A 16,801-nucleotide genomic window follows, 5' to 3' on the forward strand; every position below is an offset into this window, starting at 1 on the left:
AGAAGATGCTTTTCAGGAATCGCGTCCCGAAGATGCTGAATTGAAAGAATGCTGGTCTTGCAAAACAAGGGTTGCCATTAAAGAGCTAGAGTATAATGATTGCATGTGCCCTTTCTGTAATTGCGAAATAGATCTAGAGGATGATGATGGATAACGAATGGCAGGATATGAAATCAGCCCCCAGAGATGGCTCTCCAATCATAATCACATCTGCTCTTCCTGGAGCAAAACTAACTGCGTCAAATACTTATATCGCCTCATTCTGGGAAGGTGAAGAAAGTATGTTTTCTAGTGAGACTGGAGGTGCATGGATTTGCTACATGGATATGGTTAAAGAGCCAGAGGCACCAATAGACCCAGTTCGCTGGAAATCACTGCCTCAAAGCTAAGTCACAGTAATAACATTCTAAATCAGGTCGCTTAGTCGGCCTTTTTTATTGCTGGCGTTCACCTTCAACCGAATTAACCGACAGTTCGCGGAGTGATAAATGGAAAAAATAAGATTTACGCTCGGGCCTTGGATAGCCCTGCCTGAAGAAGTAGATAAGAACTACATCCGCATCCGCGGTACCAATATTGGTGGACGCTACAAAATAGCCAACGTCATAACGCCTGTTTACGAAAATGTGCATGACCGAGAGGCGGTGGAAACAAGAGCCAATGCCAGGCTAATCGCTTCGGCACCTGACCTTTTAGAAGCCCTGCAATGCCTGTACGAAAACTATAAGCAGCTCGCTGATTCAGGCGACGTCGGTAACTGGCGACTCGAAGATGAACCTGCCGGAAAGAAGGCGCTGCATGCCATCAACAAAGCCCTCGGTAAGGAGTGACCATGACCGATATCATCGACACAGCAACAGAGATTGAAGAGCTTCAGCGTAACGCCGCCCTTTCCGCCCACCGACTGAACCGTAACGCCGTATCAGCTGAGCAATGTGAAGATTGCGGTGAGGATATCCCTGTGCCGCGGCGCGCTGCCGTTCCGGGCTGCCAGACATGCGCTGAATGCCAAAGCATTATCGAATTGAGGAATAAGCAGCGAGGTGCGTGATGTTCGCACTCATTCAAAGAGGTCAGATTTACGCAGACCAGCACGGTTGGCCCGTACTAATTCATAGCAGCACATCTGAGATCGTCCGCTACTGGCGACAGGGCCGGATCAACACTGCATCAATCGACAGATTCAACAACGACTTCGAATATCTCAATCACCGTGAGGCGGCACAGATACGCGCCGAACTGGAGAAGAGCGAACACATTAAATCGCTGCGTGCACAGCGTGCGGCATGAGTAAGGAGTGGGGTTATGAATCAGACATCGCAAACCACCTATATCATCGCAGATCCTGGCGAGTGGGTTTCCGAAGAACAGATAATGGCACTTAAAGGGCTGAAGGAAGGCACGTTAAAGAACGCCAGGAAGAAGAGCTTTATGGAAGGGCGCGAATACAAACATGTAGCCGCTGACGGTGAGCCTTTTGATAACAGCCCCTGCTTCTACAGCATAAAGGCTATTGACCGTTGGATCTCCGGCCAGCGACCGGCAAAACCAAGTCGCAAGACTCCTGCGAAAGCAGCAGAAAACTGATTAAATACTCTGACCATAAACCAACGAGGAATCGTTATGAAATACCCAACTGGAGTAGAGAACCATGGCGGAACGCTGCGGATCTGGTTTATCTACAAGAGTGTCAGAGTGCGTGAAAGTCTGGGGGTGCCTGACACCCCAAAAAACAGAAAAATCGCCGGAGAACTGAGAACGTCGATCTGCTATGCGATTAAAACCGGCAATTTTAATTACGCTGGCCAGTTCCCGGATTCATCAAATCTCGCCAAATTCGGCGAGGCCACCCAGAACCTCACTTTGAAGGAACTGGCTGAGCGCTTCCTTGCGCTGAAAGAAACAGAGGTTGCCGACACGTCCATCAATACCTATCGGGCAATCATCAAAAACGTCCTGGCAGTTGCCGGAAGCAATATCCTGGCATCAGCGGTCAACAAAGAGAAGCTGCTGGAGATCCGCAAAGAACTCCTTACCGGACATCATCTTCCAAGGCCTCAGTACGAGGTCAAGGATCCAGGCCGTTCCGCGGTAACGGTCAACAACTACATGACGAACCTGTACGCTATTTTCCAGTTTGGGCTGGAAAACGGCTATATCGAAGAAAACCCCTTTAAAGGTGTATCGCCGCTTCGCGAGGAACGAGTAAAGCCCGACCCACTATCGAGAGAGGAATTTGTTCGACTGATCGATGCCTGCCGCCACCTGCAGACGAAAAACATGATGTCCGTAGCTGTTTATACCGGCATCCGGCCCGGGGAGCTGTGCGCCCTATCCTGGGAGGATATCGACCTGAAAGCCGGTACATTGATGGTGAGGAGGAATTTTGCCAGAGGCGAATTTACCGTACCGAAAACTCAGGCGGGTACAAACCGGGTCATTCACCTAATCGACCCGGCGATCCAGGCGTTAAGAAGTCAGGTGGAGTTAACAAGGCTGGGGAAGGAGCATTCAGTTAAGGTGAAACTGCGAGAGTATGGCCGCACAGACACGCAAAAATGCACCTTTGTTTTTCTGCCCAGCGTCACCGCCAGGACGTTACGCCATGGTGATCACTTTACTGTCGACTCGATAAGACAGACTTGGGATACCGCAGTTAAAAGAGCGGGCATCCGACACCGGAAATCATATCAGACGCGACACACATATGCATGCTGGTCACTGACGGCCGGTGCTAACCCTTCTTTTATCGCATCGCAAATGGGCCACGCTGATGCTCAGATGCTTTTTCAGGTTTACGGTAAATGGATGAGTGAAAATAACGATGTCCAGATCGCAATACTAAACTCGAAATTGGGCTCATTTGCCCCACTGATGCCCCATGAAGTTTTAAAGACTGGTTAAAATCATTTAAATTCATTAAGTTGTAATCTATAACTCTGAAAATCCATGAATTCCAGCGCGGTGCCTAGCCAACCCGATACCGCTGCGCGGATCAGGTCTTTGGTGCTTCGTACAGGTTGATGTTGCGTCATAGTCGTTATCTCTGAAGGTGCGGACCACATACTCGCTATCGTGATTATTCTGCGAAGATCAACAGGACCTTGCAGCAGTGCAGCCTGTCTTTCTCGAACCGTTCAATGGCATCGGTGACGTGCCGGTAATCCATGACGTGGGTAATCAGCTTGTCGGGATCTATCAGCCCCTTTTCCATCCAGTCGATAACCACCGGGAATTTGTTGGCGTTCAGACGCGAGGAGTACAGCGTCAGCTCTTTGCCGGTGATGCCCTGCTGTGCGAGGGACGACGGCTCGTTTGAGAAGCCCATCAGCACAATGCGCGCTGCCGGAGATGCCAGATTGACCGCTTCCTGCAAAATGGACGGATGACAGGCCGCGTCGACAATCAGCGTCGGCTTGATGCCTTTTTCGTCCAACACCGCCTGCAATGACTGCGCGCTATTATTGATGGTCAGGTCCGCACCGCTGCGTTCGGCCATCACCAGACGCTCAGGAATATGGTCGACAACGATCACCTGCTTGACACGATAGACGCCTTTCAGCGCCTGCACCGTCACCAACCCCATTGGACCAGCGCCGTAAATCAGGGCCACATCCTGCTCTGTCGGTTTCGCCTGGCCAGTCACGTTCGCCGCGATGGTGAATGGCTCAACCATCACCGCGTGTTTGTCTTCGATGCTGTCGGGGATACGCCAGGCGTTATGAGCAGGCACAGCCGCATATTCACTGAAACCGCCATCACGGTGGACGCCGAGCACCACCAAAGACGTGCAAACATTAGGTTTGCCGACCGAGCATGGGTAGCAATGTCCGCAACTGATCACCGGGTCGACACTGACGCGCTCGCCGAGGCGGGCCGGATTGACACCCTCTCCCACGGCGTCAATCACGCCGAAAAATTCATGGCCGATAACGCGTGGATATTTAGCAAAAGGATTGTGGCCGCGATAAATATGGCTGTCCGAGCCGCAAATCCCGGCCAGTTTGACCTTCACCCGCACTTCGCCCGTGGCGGGCTGCGGGATGTCGCGTTCTTCAATCACCAACGCGTTCGGTTGACGAATAACGATACTTTTCATGCTTCCGCTCCTTACCAGTTCCACAGTGTCCCGTCTTCCAGGCGCGCGACCGGCAGACAGGCCGGATCGTAGGGATATTTCGCCGCGAGTTTTTCATCAAACTCGATGCCGAGGCCCGGTATCTCGCCCGGGTGCATATAGCCGTTGTCGAAAGTCCAGTTATGCGGGAACACCTCGAGCATTTGATCGGAATATCCCATGTATTCCTGAACACCAAAATTTGGCACCCACAGATCGAAATGCAGCGCCGCCGCCATGCAAATCGGCGACAAATCGGACGGACCATGCGAACCGGTGCGCACCTGATACAACGAGGCAAAATCAGCGATGCGCCGCATACCGGTGATGCCACCCGCGTGGGTAATAGTGGTGCGGATATAGTCGATGAGCTGCTCTTCAATCAGCTGTTTGCAGTCCCAGATGCTGTTGAACACTTCACCTACCGCAATCGGCGTGACGGTGTGCTGGCGAATCAGACGGAAGCACTCCTGGTTTTCTGCAGGCGTCGGGTCTTCCATCCAGAACATGCGGTACTGTTCAATGCTTTTACCAAAGCGGGCGGCTTCGATCGGGGTCAGACGGTGGTGCATGTCGTGCAACAGATGTTCGTTGAAGCCGAATTTCTCGCGTACCGCATCGAACAGTTTTGGCGTGAAATCGAGGTATTTTTCGGTGGACCACAGCTGTTCATCCGGCCACAGGCCTTTAGTTGCAGGCTCGTAAGCCTGGCCTTTGCCTTTCGCCATGCCGTAGGTGGTTTTCATCCCCGGCACGCCGCACTGTACGCGAATGGCTTTGAAGCCCATCTCTTTGTGACGCCCGTAGTCATCGAGAACGTCATCAATGGAGTGCCCGGTGGTATGGCAGTAAACCATCACCCCTTCACGGGACGCCCCGCCGAGCAGCTGATACAGCGGCATATTGGCGGCCTTGGCTTTGATATCCCAGAGCGCCATGTCGACCGCAGAAATGGCCGACATCGTGACCGGGCCGCGTCGCCAGTACGCGCCTTTATAAAAGAACTGCCAGATGTCTTCGATTCGGTGGGCATCACGGCCAATCAGCTGCGGGCAGAGATGATCTTTCAGGTACGAGACCACGGACAGCTCGCGCCCATTCAGCGTGGCATCGCCGAGCCCCGTCAGGCCCTCTTCGGTGGTGATTTTTAACGTGACAAAATTACGCCCTGGACAGGTAACAAATACGTCTGCGGCAACAATCTTCATTTTTGATCCTTACGGCTCATCGTTGATGGCGTCATTTAGCGCCCACAACAACTACCATACAAGTATATTGATCAAAAAGAGTTCAGCAGATCACAAAAAAAAGGCGTGGATAAATCAAGAAAGCCCGGATGCGTTTTCACACCGCCGGGCAAGATTAAGGGATTATTCGATGCGGTCTTTTACGATGAAGAAGTAGCACAGCGCCCCGGTAAAGGTGACACAGGCGGCAATCACCAGCGCAAGGTTAAAGGAGTGCGTGGTGTCGACCACCCAGCCAGTGACAATCGGGGCAAACGAGGCAAAAACGAAACTGCCGAAGTTTTGAATGGCGGCCACAGAGGCGACTTTGGTTTCCGCCACCATGACCTGCACCAGCCCCCACGCAGAGGTTCCGGCAAAGTGTACGCAGAACAGCGCCATCGAAATAAACGCCACCGCCTGAGTCGGCGTGGAGGATTGCACCACCAGCAGTGTACCGAGCGCCGACAGTGTAAGACCGAGCACAATGGCTGTTTTACGCGTTTTCGCCAGATCGTATCCACGACGCGCCAGCGCATCGACCACAAAGCCGTTAGTCCACATCCCGACCGCTGCGGCCAGGAACGGGATCGCCGCCACCCAGCCGGTTTTCGCAAGGCTAAAGCCCTGCTCCGCCTGCAAATAACCCGGCAGCCAGGCGATGTATAGCCAGCCGGTGTAGTTCACGCCGGAGAAACCTAAGATCATGCCCCATGTGGTGCGGCGTTTAAACAGCGCCAACCATTCGCTGAACGCCAGTTTTGGCCGCGGCGTGTCCGGCGCAGAGAGATATTCGCGTTCGGTATTGTTCAGTGCGAACTGCGCGCGATTGCGATACCACGCGTACCAGCAAATGCCGACCAGAACCCCTGCCAGGCCAATCACCACAAACATCGTGCGCCAGCCCCACGCGAGCTGCATTACCACCAGCGCAGGCGGTGCGAGGGCCTGACCAATCACCGTGGAGGAGTTAAAAATCCCCAACGCCGTGCCTCGCTCTTTCTGTACGTACCAGTCGCTTATCGATTTCACGCCCGCAGGCATAAACGGCGCTTCGCCAATCCCAAGGCCAATCCGCAGAAAGATAAAGTGGCTGAACGAGTTTACTACTCCGGTCAACGCTTGCATCGCCGACCAGAAAATCAGGCCCGCACCCAGCACCAGTCGCGGCCCGAACCGGTCGAGCAAAATGCCCGCAGGCAGCTGCGATAGACCATAAGAAAGGGAAAACGCCGAGAGCAACACACCAAATTCGGTGGCAGACAGGCCCAGTTCGCCGCGGATCGCTTCGCCCGCGACGCTCAGTGAGGAACGATCGAGGAAGTTGACGATCCCGGCGATAAACAGCAGCGCCAGCGTTACCGTCTTAATCGTTTTTATTCTTGCGGGCTTTGCCAGAGCCGCCGGTTCCACTACTTCAGTTGCCATAAAACACTCCAGGTCAGTCTTCCGCCCGCGCCGTGATACCATGCGCGGGCCGTTAGAGGTTAAATCCGGCAGCTACCATACAAGAAGTGTCAACAAGAAAACGCTGAATGATCACAATTATGAAACATTCAGGAAAATCCCCAGACGAAGATCGCCTGGGGATCGGCATTAAAAAAAGATCAGGCGCGGCCCCATCCGGCCACGATAATCAGCATACCGCACAGCGCGATGGCGGCGCCGGCCCAGTCGTACACGCTCAGACGTACGCCATCGACGTAGCGCAGCCATAGCAGTGCGGTACAGACGTACACCCCGCCGTACGCAGCGTAGACCCTTCCGCTTGCGGTCGGATGCAGCGTTAACAGCCAAACAAACAGTGCCAGGGACAGACCCGCAGGCAGCAAAAGCCACGCCGTCGCGCCTCGTTTTAACCATAGCCACGGCAAATAGCAGCCGATGATTTCACACAGCGCGGTAACAAAAAAAAGCAAACTTGTTTTTAACATGAACGATTATTTCTGGCGGTTGTCAGCAAAGTTCTTAAGGATAAATTAACCTTAGTAAAGCGAGAATCACTTTTTCTGTATAAGCCCTATGGCCATTGAGGTGCAGTCCTATGAGTATCGACAGAATGGCGAAGATGGTGTTACGCCGTCAGGGCATTGGCGTGAAAGACAAAGTTATTCGCTTTCGCGGCGACACCATTATTTTCCGCCTGAGTCAGGACGGCTATGACGTCTATGTCAACGGACTGAAAATCAATTCCGTCAAAACCCAGGACGTGAACGAGGCGGTGCGCATTTATAAAACCACACTCAGCGACGCCTGCTGAGAAACGTTTCCTGAGTGGCAAGCAGGGCGGGTATTCCCTGCGCGGGAGTTGGTGTAAACTCTGCGCGTGGGATTACCGTTTTTAACACCCTAAAGGAAACAGCAATGAAAGTGACTTTTAGCAAACGCCTGTGCCTGACGGCGATGCTGACGCTGGGTGCCATCGTTTATACCGCGAGTGCATCTGCGCAAACCAGCAAGCTCATCATTGAATCCGGTGACAGCGCGCAGAGCAAACAAGATGCGGCGATGGACAAGGAACAGTGGAACGATACCCGGTCGCTTCGTCAGAAAGTGAACACTCGCGTTGAAAAAGAGTGGGATAAAACAGATGTCGCTTTTGATACGCGTGATAAATGCGATAAAAGCGCCAATCTGAATGCGTACTGGGAGCCAAACACCCTGCGCTGCCTCGACAGAACGACCGGTCGACCTCTTACTCCGTAACACCGTTGGGCGCCTGCGGGCGCCCTTCTTCCCCGTTTGACATGCTTACCCAAATCAAGGAAATCACATGGCCGATGCTTATGCCGTTAAGCTGCGCCCTCTGGAACGCGAGGATCTGCGCTTTGTTCACCAACTGGATAATAACGCCAGCGTTATGCGTTACTGGTTCGAAGAGCCATACGAAGCCTTCGTTGAGCTTTCTGACCTCTACGACAAACATATTCACGATCAGAGCGAACGCCGCTTTGTTATCGAATGCGACGGCGAGAAGGCTGGCCTCGTTGAATTAGTGGAAATCAACCACGTTCACCGCCGTGCAGAATTTCAGATTATTATTTCCCCGGACTATCAGGGCAAAGGGCTCGCGACAAAAGCAGCGATGCTGGCGATGGACTACGGCTTTATGGTGCTGAACCTGTACAAGCTGTATTTGATTGTCGATACCGAAAACGAAAAGGCGATCCATATTTATCGCAAACTCGGTTTCCAGGTGGAAGGCGAACTCATCCATGAGTTCTTCATTAACGGCGAATACCGCAATACCATTCGTATGTGTCTGTTCCAGCATCAGTATCTGCCAAAACACAAAACGCACACACTGCTTAAGCCGACGGCTCAGTAGTACTCGATGGTGTTTTTGATGGTGTAACGCCGGGTCACTGGCGGCGTTGTGCTGTCATCTACAATCTGCAACTCGCAGCTCAGCGGGTTGTCATGTCGGTCGTAATCACAGGTTTGCACCACATTGCCGATGGTTTTGTCATTCAGAATGCTGACCGCAGTGTAATCGAGTTTTTTGCGGGCATCTTTCGGTGGCGTCGCCACTATTTTCAGCGTTTCATTACCGCTCGTTGAGGTTTTCCCTAATGGATAACCTTCGCTATCGTAGTGATAATCAACGCTTAATGTTTTCCCGTGTGCCGCCACTACAAAGCCGTTATCGTCGGTGTCCCACGTCATTCCCGCGGCAGGCATCCCCGCTAACTGGCATTTCCCTTGCAGCAAAATGCGTTTTTGCTGGGTGGTGCCGTCGACATAATAGTTCGCGTCGAGTACCAGCGTCGCCCCGGCGTTATTCTCCAGATCGTGCAGTTCAATCAAATCAAAACAGCCTTCCTGCGAGAGTCTGGCGCTGACGCGTTTAGTTACTTCGCCCTTCTCGTTCATCAGCGTCTGGCTGAAGTCTTTAACCGGCCCCCGCAACGGATCGAAATCAAACTCATTGGAAAAACTCGCCATTTCCGGCGTAAAGGCAGCCGGTGTTGAGGCGTTATCGCAGGCGGTGAGCACGCTGATAAGCGGCACTATAAACAGCAGTTTCTTCACAGACTGTCCTTCACGGTAGAATTTTCTCAATCATATTAGCAAATACAGCGATTTACACTATGAGTGCTATGCTTTTATCTCACCATAGCGACAAGGAGATGCGTATGAAAAAGACTCACTGGCTATTTGCGCTGTTACTGGCTGGCGCGACGCCTGCTTTCGCTTCTACCCCGGAGTCCTGCGAGCGAGTTAAGGATGACATCCAGCAGAAAATAGTGACCAACGGCGTGCCGGAATCCGGGTTTACGCTGAATATTGTGCCGAACGATCAGGTGGATCGACCGGATGCACAGGTGGTCGGGCATTGCGCCAACGACACCTTTAAAATTCTCTACACCCGCAACGGCAACGATCAGCAGTAGTCTTCGCCTTCAAACGAAAGATATTATCCCTGGATTGACCGGGGATAATATCTCTATACCTCTAAGTAAGTAACATCCCTCCATCAAAAGTCGGGCTGCGCGTCCGGGGCATAAATAAAAAATGGAGTGAGCGATGTCTGATAATGAACAGCATGTACACCCTGGCGGGATCAGCCGCCGCAGCCTGATCAAATCCACTGCCATTGGCTCTATGGCCCTCGCCGCCAGTGGAATTTCACTTCCCTTTACTCTGAAAAGTGCAGCCGCCGCCGTTCAACAGGCCACACAGCCTGATGACAAAGTGGTCTGGGGCGCCTGTTCGGTAAACTGCGGTAGCCGCTGCGCCCTGCGTCTGCACGTGCGCGACGACGAAGTATACTGGGTCGAAACCGACAATACCGGCCATGACATCTACGGCGATCACCAGGTGCGCGCCTGTCTGCGCGGACGCTCTATTCGCCGCCGTATCAATCACCCGGAACGTCTGAATTACCCGATGAAGCGTGTCGGCAAACGTGGTGAAGGCAAATTCGAACGTATCAGTTGGCCTGAAGCGCTCGATATGCTGACCGACAGCCTGAAACAGGTAATCAAAGAGTATGGCAACGAGGCAGTGTACATTAACTACACCTCCGGGATTGTTGGCGGCAATATCACACGCTCTTCGCCTTATGCCTCTTTGGTGGCACGTCTGATGAACTGCTACGGCGGTTTTCTCAGTCATTATGGGACTTACAGTACCGCACAGATTGCCTGCGCTATGCCCTACACCTATGGATCGAACGAGGGCAACAGCACCTCCGATATCGAGAACAGCCAGCTGGTGGTGATGTTCGGTAACAACCCGGCAGAAACCCGCATGAGCGGCGGCGGCATTACCTGGTATCTGGAACAGGCCCGCGAACGCTCTAACGCCAGAATGATCGTCATCGATCCGCGTTATACCGACACCGCCGCCGGGCGCGAAGACGAATGGGTGCCGATTCGCCCAGGTACAGACGCCGCATTAGTGGCGGGCATCGCCTGGGTGTTGATTGACGAAAATCTCGTCGACCAGCCGTTCCTCGACAAATACTGCATCGGCTACGATGAAAAAACGCTGCCGGAAGGCGCGCCCGCCAATGGGCATTACAAGGCGTATATTCTCGGTCAGGGTGACGACGCCACCGCTAAAACGCCGGAATGGGCCTCACGTATTACCGGGATCCCGGCGGATAAAATCATCAAACTGGCGCGTGAAATCGGGACGGCAAAACCTGCGTATATCTGCCAGGGTTGGGGCCCACAGCGCCAGGCCAACGGAGAACTGACGGCGCGCGCTATCGCGATGCTGCCAATTCTGACTGGCAACGTAGGTGTGAACGGCGGTAACAGTGGCGCACGTGAATCGACCTACACCATCACCATTGAACGTATGCCGGTGCTGCAAAATCCGGTGAAAACCGCTATCTCCTGTTTCACCTGGACCGACGCCATTGAACGGGGCACCGAAATGACCGCCATCCGTGACGGTGTCCGCGGTAAAGATAAGCTGGATGTGCCCATTAAGTTCATCTGGAACTACGCTGGCAACACTATAATCAACCAGCATTCGCAGATTAACCGCACTCACGACATTCTGCAGGATGATAAAAAATGCGAAATGATTGTGGTCATCGAAAACTTTATGACCGCCTCGGCAAAATATGCTGACCTGCTGCTGCCGGACCTGATGACCGTGGAGCAGGAAGACATCATTCCTAACGATTACGCGGGTAATATGGGGTATCTGATCTTCATCCAGCCTGCTACAAGTGCGAAATTCGAACGCAAACCGATTTACTGGATCATGAGCGAAGTGGCAAAACGCCTCGGCGCAGAAGTGCATCAGAAATTCACCGAAGGTCGCACGCAGGCGGAATGGCTGCAATTCCTGTACGCCAAAATGTTGGCTAAAGATCCGGCGCTTCCTTCTTATGAAGCGCTGAAAGCGATGGGAATTTATAAACGCAAAGATCCTAACGGCCATTTCGTGGCTTATAAGGATTTCCGTAAAGATCCGGACGCCAACCCGTTGAAAACACCGTCGGGTAAAATTGAAATTTACTCGGCACAGTTGGCCAGCATCGCCGACAACTGGGAGCTGGAAAAAGACGACACTATCAGCCCGCTGCCGGTGTACGCCTCAACGTTTGACGGCTGGGATGCGCCACAGCGCGACACCTTTCCGCTGCAGCTGTTTGGCTTCCATTATAAAGCCCGCACGCACTCCAGCTATGGTAACGTCGACGTGCTGAAAGCCGCCTGTCGTCAGGAAGTGTGGCTCAATCCAGTGGACGCCGCCAAACGCGGCATTCGCAGCGGTGATATGGTGCGGGTCTTTAACGATCGCGGCGAGTTGCGCATTGAGGCGAAAGTCACCCCGCGCATCATGCCGGGTGTGAGCGCAATGGGCCAGGGCGCGTGGCATGATGCCAGTATGAACGGGGACCGAATCGATCATGGGTCATGCATCAACACGCTGACTACACATCGTCCGTCGCCGCTGGCGAAAGGCAATCCGCAACATACCAATCTGGTTCAAATCGAGAAGGTATAGTCCTTCTGCGTGACGGCGTGGGAAAACGCCGCTATATGTTTAATAAGTGAAGTCAACCGGCGGGGAGCATTCCACGCCGCAGCAAGGAAACTGTTATGAATCAACCGCGCTTCGTTGAAGCCATCGCCATTACTGGCCGCGTGCTGGGTGGACTGTTTTATTATGACCCGCAGAGCGAAAACATCGCCCCGCTGATCGCCGCCTTCCGTGACGGAAGCTGGGCGCAGCAGTGGCCGGAATCGATTCCTTTCAAACCGGAGCTGATCGACAGTTTTCAGGCCGCGTCAGAGGAGCCACTCAGCGAAGCATTTCAACGTCTTTTCGTCGGCCCCTACGCACTGCCCGCGCCGCCGTGGGGTTCGGTCTGGCTGGATCGCGAAAACGTCCTGTTTGGTGACTCAACCCTCGCCTTGCGCCAGTGGATGCGTGAAAACGGAATCGCCTTTGAAGCGCAGCAGAATGAGCCGGAAGATCATTTCGGTACCCTGCTGATGCTGGCAGCCTGGCTCAAAGAAAACAACCGCGACGAAGAGTGGCAGCAGCTGTTGAGCTGGCACCTGTTGCCGTGGTCAGGTCGTTTCCTTGAAGAGTTTGTAGCCCATGCCGGGCATCCTTTCTATCGTTCGCTCGGCGAGCTGGCACAGCAGACGATGGCCTTCTGGCAGACCGAACTGCTGTCGCCGGTTGCCGATAAAAAACTTTATCGTTAAACCGCTATCACCCGCCGCCCGGCGGGTGCCTTAACTTACATTTCAGACACCTGCAAAGCCATGCATTGTGACAACGTCACTTTCATTACTTCGTTTTAAGACTTTTCTGGTCTTTTGCCGCTCAGCCTTTATGTCATAAGGCGTAACACCTTGTTTACAAAACCTGACCCCGTCACTTAATTCGCCCCTCTTCTGGAATCCTTCCCAGGCGCTTGCTATAGGTCTTAAACCCTGCCGGACCATGGCATAACAACAAGCAACGTCGTTCAACACCGTTGCGATAACGCATGCACACAGGGAGACACACTGCAATGCACAACACTTTACTGACCCGCGCGCTGTTGTTTATAGGCGCGATTATCGCGGTCCTGGCATTACTCACGTGGGGAATCGGCCTTGAGACAATCCGCTCTCGCCAGGTTGATTTAGTCTATCTCGGACAACAGCACCTGATCCTGGTGTTCTCTTCAATGTTCTTCGCACTCCTGGTGGGTATTCCCAGCGGAATTCTGCTGAGCCGTCCTGCCGCACGCGGTATCGCCGAATACGTGATGCAGATTTTCAACATCGGTAACACCTTGCCGCCACTCGCGGTGCTGGCGTTAGCGATGGTGGTTGTCGGCATCGGCGATAAGCCCGCGATTGTGGCGCTGTTTCTGGCATCGCTGCTGCCGATTGTGCGGAACACCTACGCAGGTTTGTGTTCAGTGCCGGGCTCTCTGCTGGAAGCAGCGAACGGTATCGGCATGACCAAAATGCAGCGTTTGTGGCAGGTGGAAATTCCTAACGCCTGGCCGGTGATGCTCTCAGGTATTCGCATCGCCACCGCGATTAACGTCGGTACCGCGCCGCTGGCATTCCTGATTGGCGCCAGCAGCTACGGCGAGCTTATCTTCCCGGGCATTTACCTGAACGACTTCCCGACGCTTATCCTCGGCGCGGTCGCGACGGCTCTTTTCGCCCTGATCCTCGACACGCTGTTGGCGGGTCTGGGACGCTTACTCAGCCCGCATACCGCCGAATAACAATAATCAGGAGCATTACATGAGACGATTGAAACGTCTGTTTGTCGCCGCCGCTGCGCTGGCGATGGTTGCCGGTCAGGCCCACGCGGCCCCGATCATTCTGGCGACCAAAAGCTTTACCGAACAGCATATTTTGTCCGCCATGACCGTGCAGTATCTGCGCAAGAAAGGTTTCCAGGTTCAGCCGCAAACCAACATTGCGACCGTAATATCCCGCAACGCCATGATCAACAAGCAAATTGATATGACCTGGGAATACACCGGTACCTCGCTCATCATCTTCAACCACATCAATAAGCGCATGTCCCCCCAGGCGTCTTATGACACTGTAAAACGCCTCGATGAAAAGTTGGGCCTGATTTGGCTGAAACCGGCGGACATGAACAACACCTATGCCTTTGCGATGCAGCGTAAACGCGCCGAAGCGGAAAACATCAACACCATGTCGGAAATGGTGGCGAAGATTGAACACATTCGTCAGACCGACCCAAAACACAACTGGCTGCTGGGTCTGGATCTGGAATTCGCCGGTCGCAGTGACGGGATGAAACCGTTGCAGCAGGCCTATGACATGCCGCTCGACCGCCCGCAAATTCGGCAGATGGACCCAGGCCTGGTGTACAACGCCGTGCGTGACGGGTTCGTCGATGCCGGTCTGATTTACACCACTGATGGCCGTGTGAAAGGCTTCGACCTCAAAGTGCTGAAGGATGATAAAGGCTTCTTCCCAAGCTACGCCGTGACGCCAGTGGTGCGTAAGGACACGCTGGAAGCAAACCCGGGGCTTGAAGAAGCAATGAACACGCTTTCCAGCCTGCTGAATAACGAGGTGATCACCGAGCTGAACAAGCGCGTAGATATCGATCACCAGTCGCCACAACAGGTTGCGCGGGATTTCCTGCACAGCAAAGGCCTGGAATAAGGAGGCGTCATGGATACGATTCACTACATGATCGATAACTGGAGTTATCTGGCGACGCTGACCTGGCAGCATCTGTGGCTGGTCCTGCTCGCCGTTGGGCTGGCAATCATCATCGGTGTGCCGCTGGGCATTCTGATTGTGCGCCACAAATGGCTGGCAACGCCGATTCTGGGTCTGACGACCATTTTGCTGACCATTCCATCGATTGCGCTGTTTGGCCTGATGATCCCGCTGTTTTCGCTGATCGGTCAGGGTATTGGCGCCCTGCCCGCCATCACCGCGGTATTCCTTTACTCACTGCTGCCGATTGTGCGTAACACCCATACCGCGCTTGATAGTCTGCCGCCGGGGCTGCGTGAAGCCGGCCGTGGGATTGGCATGACCTTCTGGCAACGTCTGCGCTGGGTGGAAATCCCGATGGCGCTGCCAGTGATTTTCGGCGGCATCCGCACTGCGGTGGTAATGAACATCGGCGTCATGGCGATTGCCGCGGTTATCGGTGCGGGCGGCCTTGGCCTGCTGCTGCTGAACGGCATTGGCGGGAGTGATATTCGTATGTTAATTGCCGGGGCGTTAATGATTTGCCTGCTGGCTATTGTGCTCGACTGGTTACTGCACAGACTGCAGATTGTCCTGACACCAAAGGGGATTCGATAATGATAAAGTTAGAAAATCTGACCAAACAATTTACGCAAAAGAACGGCCAGAGCTTTAACGCCGTCGATAACGTCAATCTCAACGTGCCGGAAGGCGAAATGTGCGTCCTGCTGGGGCCGTCCGGCTGCGGGAAAACCACCACGCTTAAAATGATTAACCGCCTGATCCCGGCCAGCAGCGGGAAAATCCTCATAAACGGCCAGGACACCAGCGACATGGACACCGTCAGCCTGCGTCGTAATATCGGCTACGTTATCCAGCAAATTGGTCTGTTCCCAAACATGACCATTGAGGAAAATATCACCGTCGTGCCGCGGATGTTAGGCTGGGATAAAGCCCGCTACAAAGCGCGCGCCGAAGAGCTGATGGATATGGTGGCGATGGACCCAAAAAAATTCCTGAGCCGCTATCCGAAAGAGATGTCCGGTGGACAGCAGCAGCGTATCGGGGTTATCCGTGCGCTGGCGGCGGATCCGCCGGTGCTGCTGATGGATGAACCGTTCGGCGCCGTCGACCCGATTAACCGTGAAGTGATCCAGAACCAGTTCCTCGAGATGCAGCGCCAGCTGAAAAAAACGGTGATGCTGGTCAGCCACGACATTGATGAAGCACTCAAGCTCGGCGACCGCATTGCGGTGTTCCGTCAAGGCCGAATCGTACAGTGTGCCAGTCCCGACGAACTGCTGGCGAAACCGGCAAATGAGTTTGTCGGCTCGTTTGTCGGCCAGGATCGCACGCTGAAACGCCTGTTGTTAGTCTCAGCCGGTGACGTCACCGACCAGCAGCCTACCATCACCGTGAAACGCGATACCGCCGTGCCGGAAGCCTTCGCCACCATGGACGACAACGATATTCGTGCGATTACGGTGGTGGATAACGAAGGCAAACCGCTGGGCTTTGTGAAGCGCCGAGAAGCGCGTAACGCCTCCGGCAGCTGCGCAGATCTGCTGCACCCGTTCCGCGTCACCGGTAAAGCCGAGGACAACCTGCGCGTGGTGCTTTCTAAACTGTATGAAAGCAACACCAGCTGGATGCCTATCGTCGATGAAGACGGCCGCTACAACGGTGAAATCTCCCAGGATTACATTGCCGACTATCTCAGCTCTGGCCGTACGCGCCGTGCGCTGAATATCCATTCCGCAGATTAACCGATTTCCCCCTCACCTGAGGGG

The 16,801-nt window shown here is 53.8% G+C and carries 21 protein-coding genes; 16 read left to right on the forward strand and 5 right to left on the reverse strand.

Annotated elements, in window-relative coordinates; genetic code table 11:
• Positions 1–140: 140 nt before the first annotated feature.
• The 6 genes from MUU47_RS11340 (at position 141) to MUU47_RS11365 (ending at position 2,904) form a co-directional block, all read left to right on the forward strand.
• Positions 141–389: a hypothetical protein gene (locus MUU47_RS11340; protein ID WP_258988310.1), complete on the forward strand. Its 249-nt coding sequence runs from the start codon at positions 141–143 to the stop codon at positions 387–389.
• Positions 390–488: 99 nt separating this feature from the next.
• A complete protein-coding gene (locus MUU47_RS11345; protein ID WP_258988311.1) occupies positions 489–830 on the forward strand; it encodes an XkdD/Y8K6 family phage-associated protein in 342 nt (113 codons plus the stop codon).
• Between the two features lie 2 nt (positions 831–832).
• On the forward strand, positions 833–1,051 hold the full coding sequence (locus MUU47_RS11350) for a TraR/DksA family transcriptional regulator (protein WP_258988312.1): 219 nt from the start codon (positions 833–835) through the stop codon (positions 1,049–1,051).
• Positions 1,051–1,290: a DUF4222 domain-containing protein gene (locus tag MUU47_RS11355; RefSeq protein WP_258988313.1), complete on the forward strand. Its 240-nt coding sequence runs from the start codon at positions 1,051–1,053 to the stop codon at positions 1,288–1,290. Before MUU47_RS11350 ends, MUU47_RS11355 begins: the two co-directional genes overlap by 1 nt.
• 15 nt (positions 1,291–1,305) lie before the next feature.
• Positions 1,306–1,587 carry an excisionase family protein gene (locus MUU47_RS11360; protein WP_258988314.1) on the forward strand — a complete coding sequence of 94 codons (282 nt, stop codon included), beginning with the start codon at positions 1,306–1,308 and terminating at the stop codon, positions 1,585–1,587.
• A 36-nt stretch (positions 1,588–1,623) separates the two neighbouring features.
• A complete protein-coding gene (locus tag MUU47_RS11365; protein ID WP_258988315.1) occupies positions 1,624–2,904 on the forward strand; it encodes an Arm DNA-binding domain-containing protein in 1,281 nt (426 codons plus the stop codon).
• A 175-nt stretch (positions 2,905–3,079) separates the two neighbouring features.
• Here MUU47_RS11365 and MUU47_RS11370 read toward each other — a convergent pair whose 3' ends face one another.
• The 4 genes from MUU47_RS11370 to MUU47_RS11385 all read right to left on the reverse strand — a co-directional run bounded on the left by MUU47_RS11370 (position 3,080) and on the right by MUU47_RS11385 (position 7,277).
• Positions 3,080–4,099 carry a Zn-dependent oxidoreductase gene (locus MUU47_RS11370; protein WP_258988317.1) on the reverse strand — a complete coding sequence of 340 codons (1,020 nt, stop codon included), beginning with the start codon at positions 4,097–4,099 and terminating at the stop codon, positions 3,080–3,082.
• Between the two features lie 11 nt (positions 4,100–4,110).
• A complete protein-coding gene (manD, locus tag MUU47_RS11375) occupies positions 4,111–5,325 on the reverse strand; it encodes a D-mannonate dehydratase ManD (RefSeq protein ID WP_258988319.1) in 1,215 nt (404 codons plus the stop codon).
• A gap of 162 nt (positions 5,326–5,487) precedes the next feature.
• The gene (locus MUU47_RS11380) at positions 5,488–6,771 is read right to left on the reverse strand and encodes an MFS transporter (RefSeq protein WP_258988320.1); all 1,284 of its coding nucleotides are present in this window, start codon (positions 6,769–6,771) and stop codon (positions 5,488–5,490) included.
• Between the two features lie 179 nt (positions 6,772–6,950).
• Entirely contained in the window at positions 6,951–7,277 is a 327-nt protein-coding gene (locus MUU47_RS11385) for a YnfA family protein (RefSeq protein ID WP_258988321.1), read from the reverse strand.
• A gap of 110 nt (positions 7,278–7,387) precedes the next feature.
• On the opposite strand from MUU47_RS11385, the gene MUU47_RS11390 reads away from it, so the two are divergent.
• From MUU47_RS11390 to speG, 3 genes are all read left to right on the forward strand, one after another.
• A complete protein-coding gene (locus MUU47_RS11390; RefSeq protein ID WP_258988322.1) occupies positions 7,388–7,603 on the forward strand; it encodes a hypothetical protein in 216 nt (71 codons plus the stop codon).
• A gap of 104 nt (positions 7,604–7,707) precedes the next feature.
• The gene (locus MUU47_RS11395; protein ID WP_159768195.1) at positions 7,708–8,049 is read left to right on the forward strand and encodes a DUF1283 family protein; all 342 of its coding nucleotides are present in this window, start codon (positions 7,708–7,710) and stop codon (positions 8,047–8,049) included.
• Positions 8,050–8,116: 67 nt separating this feature from the next.
• A complete protein-coding gene (speG, locus tag MUU47_RS11400) occupies positions 8,117–8,671 on the forward strand; it encodes a spermidine N1-acetyltransferase (RefSeq protein ID WP_110508275.1) in 555 nt (184 codons plus the stop codon).
• Here speG and MUU47_RS11405 read toward each other — a convergent pair.
• Complete coding sequence (locus tag MUU47_RS11405; protein ID WP_258988324.1) at positions 8,665–9,375, reverse strand: YnfC family lipoprotein; 711 nt, start codon at positions 9,373–9,375, stop codon at positions 8,665–8,667. The genes speG and MUU47_RS11405 overlap by 7 nt on opposite strands.
• A gap of 104 nt (positions 9,376–9,479) precedes the next feature.
• Here MUU47_RS11405 and MUU47_RS11410 point away from each other — a divergent pair, with 104 nt between their 5' ends.
• The 7 genes from MUU47_RS11410 to osmV all read left to right on the forward strand — a co-directional run bounded on the left by MUU47_RS11410 (position 9,480) and on the right by osmV (position 16,777).
• A complete protein-coding gene (locus tag MUU47_RS11410) occupies positions 9,480–9,737 on the forward strand; it encodes a DUF1161 domain-containing protein (RefSeq protein WP_258988325.1) in 258 nt (85 codons plus the stop codon).
• A 133-nt stretch (positions 9,738–9,870) separates the two neighbouring features.
• Positions 9,871–12,315, forward strand: a complete 2,445-nt coding sequence (gene ynfE / locus MUU47_RS11415) for a selenate/tellurate reductase subunit YnfE (protein WP_258988326.1) — start codon at positions 9,871–9,873, stop codon at positions 12,313–12,315.
• A gap of 95 nt (positions 12,316–12,410) precedes the next feature.
• Positions 12,411–13,025 carry a Tat proofreading chaperone DmsD gene (gene dmsD, locus MUU47_RS11420; protein WP_258988327.1) on the forward strand — a complete coding sequence of 205 codons (615 nt, stop codon included), beginning with the start codon at positions 12,411–12,413 and terminating at the stop codon, positions 13,023–13,025.
• A 311-nt stretch (positions 13,026–13,336) separates the two neighbouring features.
• Positions 13,337–14,050 (forward strand): osmoprotectant ABC transporter permease OsmY, encoded by a 714-nt coding sequence (osmY, locus tag MUU47_RS11425; RefSeq protein WP_258988328.1) that lies wholly within the window; start codon positions 13,337–13,339, stop codon positions 14,048–14,050.
• Positions 14,051–14,069: 19 nt separating this feature from the next.
• Entirely contained in the window at positions 14,070–14,972 is a 903-nt protein-coding gene (gene osmX, locus MUU47_RS11430; RefSeq protein WP_374684748.1) for an osmoprotectant ABC transporter substrate-binding protein OsmX, read from the forward strand.
• 9 nt (positions 14,973–14,981) lie between these two features.
• Positions 14,982–15,629 (forward strand): osmoprotectant ABC transporter permease OsmW, encoded by a 648-nt coding sequence (osmW, locus tag MUU47_RS11435; protein WP_125354460.1) that lies wholly within the window; start codon positions 14,982–14,984, stop codon positions 15,627–15,629.
• Positions 15,629–16,777, forward strand: a complete 1,149-nt coding sequence (osmV, locus tag MUU47_RS11440; protein WP_258988329.1) for an osmoprotectant ABC transporter ATP-binding protein OsmV — start codon at positions 15,629–15,631, stop codon at positions 16,775–16,777. The genes osmW and osmV overlap by 1 nt, the downstream gene beginning before the upstream one ends.
• Positions 16,778–16,801: the final 24 nt, after the last annotated feature.

Origin of the sequence: Scandinavium hiltneri (genome assembly GCF_024764835.1) — a bacterium.
Lineage (GTDB): Bacteria > Pseudomonadota > Gammaproteobacteria > Enterobacterales > Enterobacteriaceae > Scandinavium > Scandinavium hiltneri.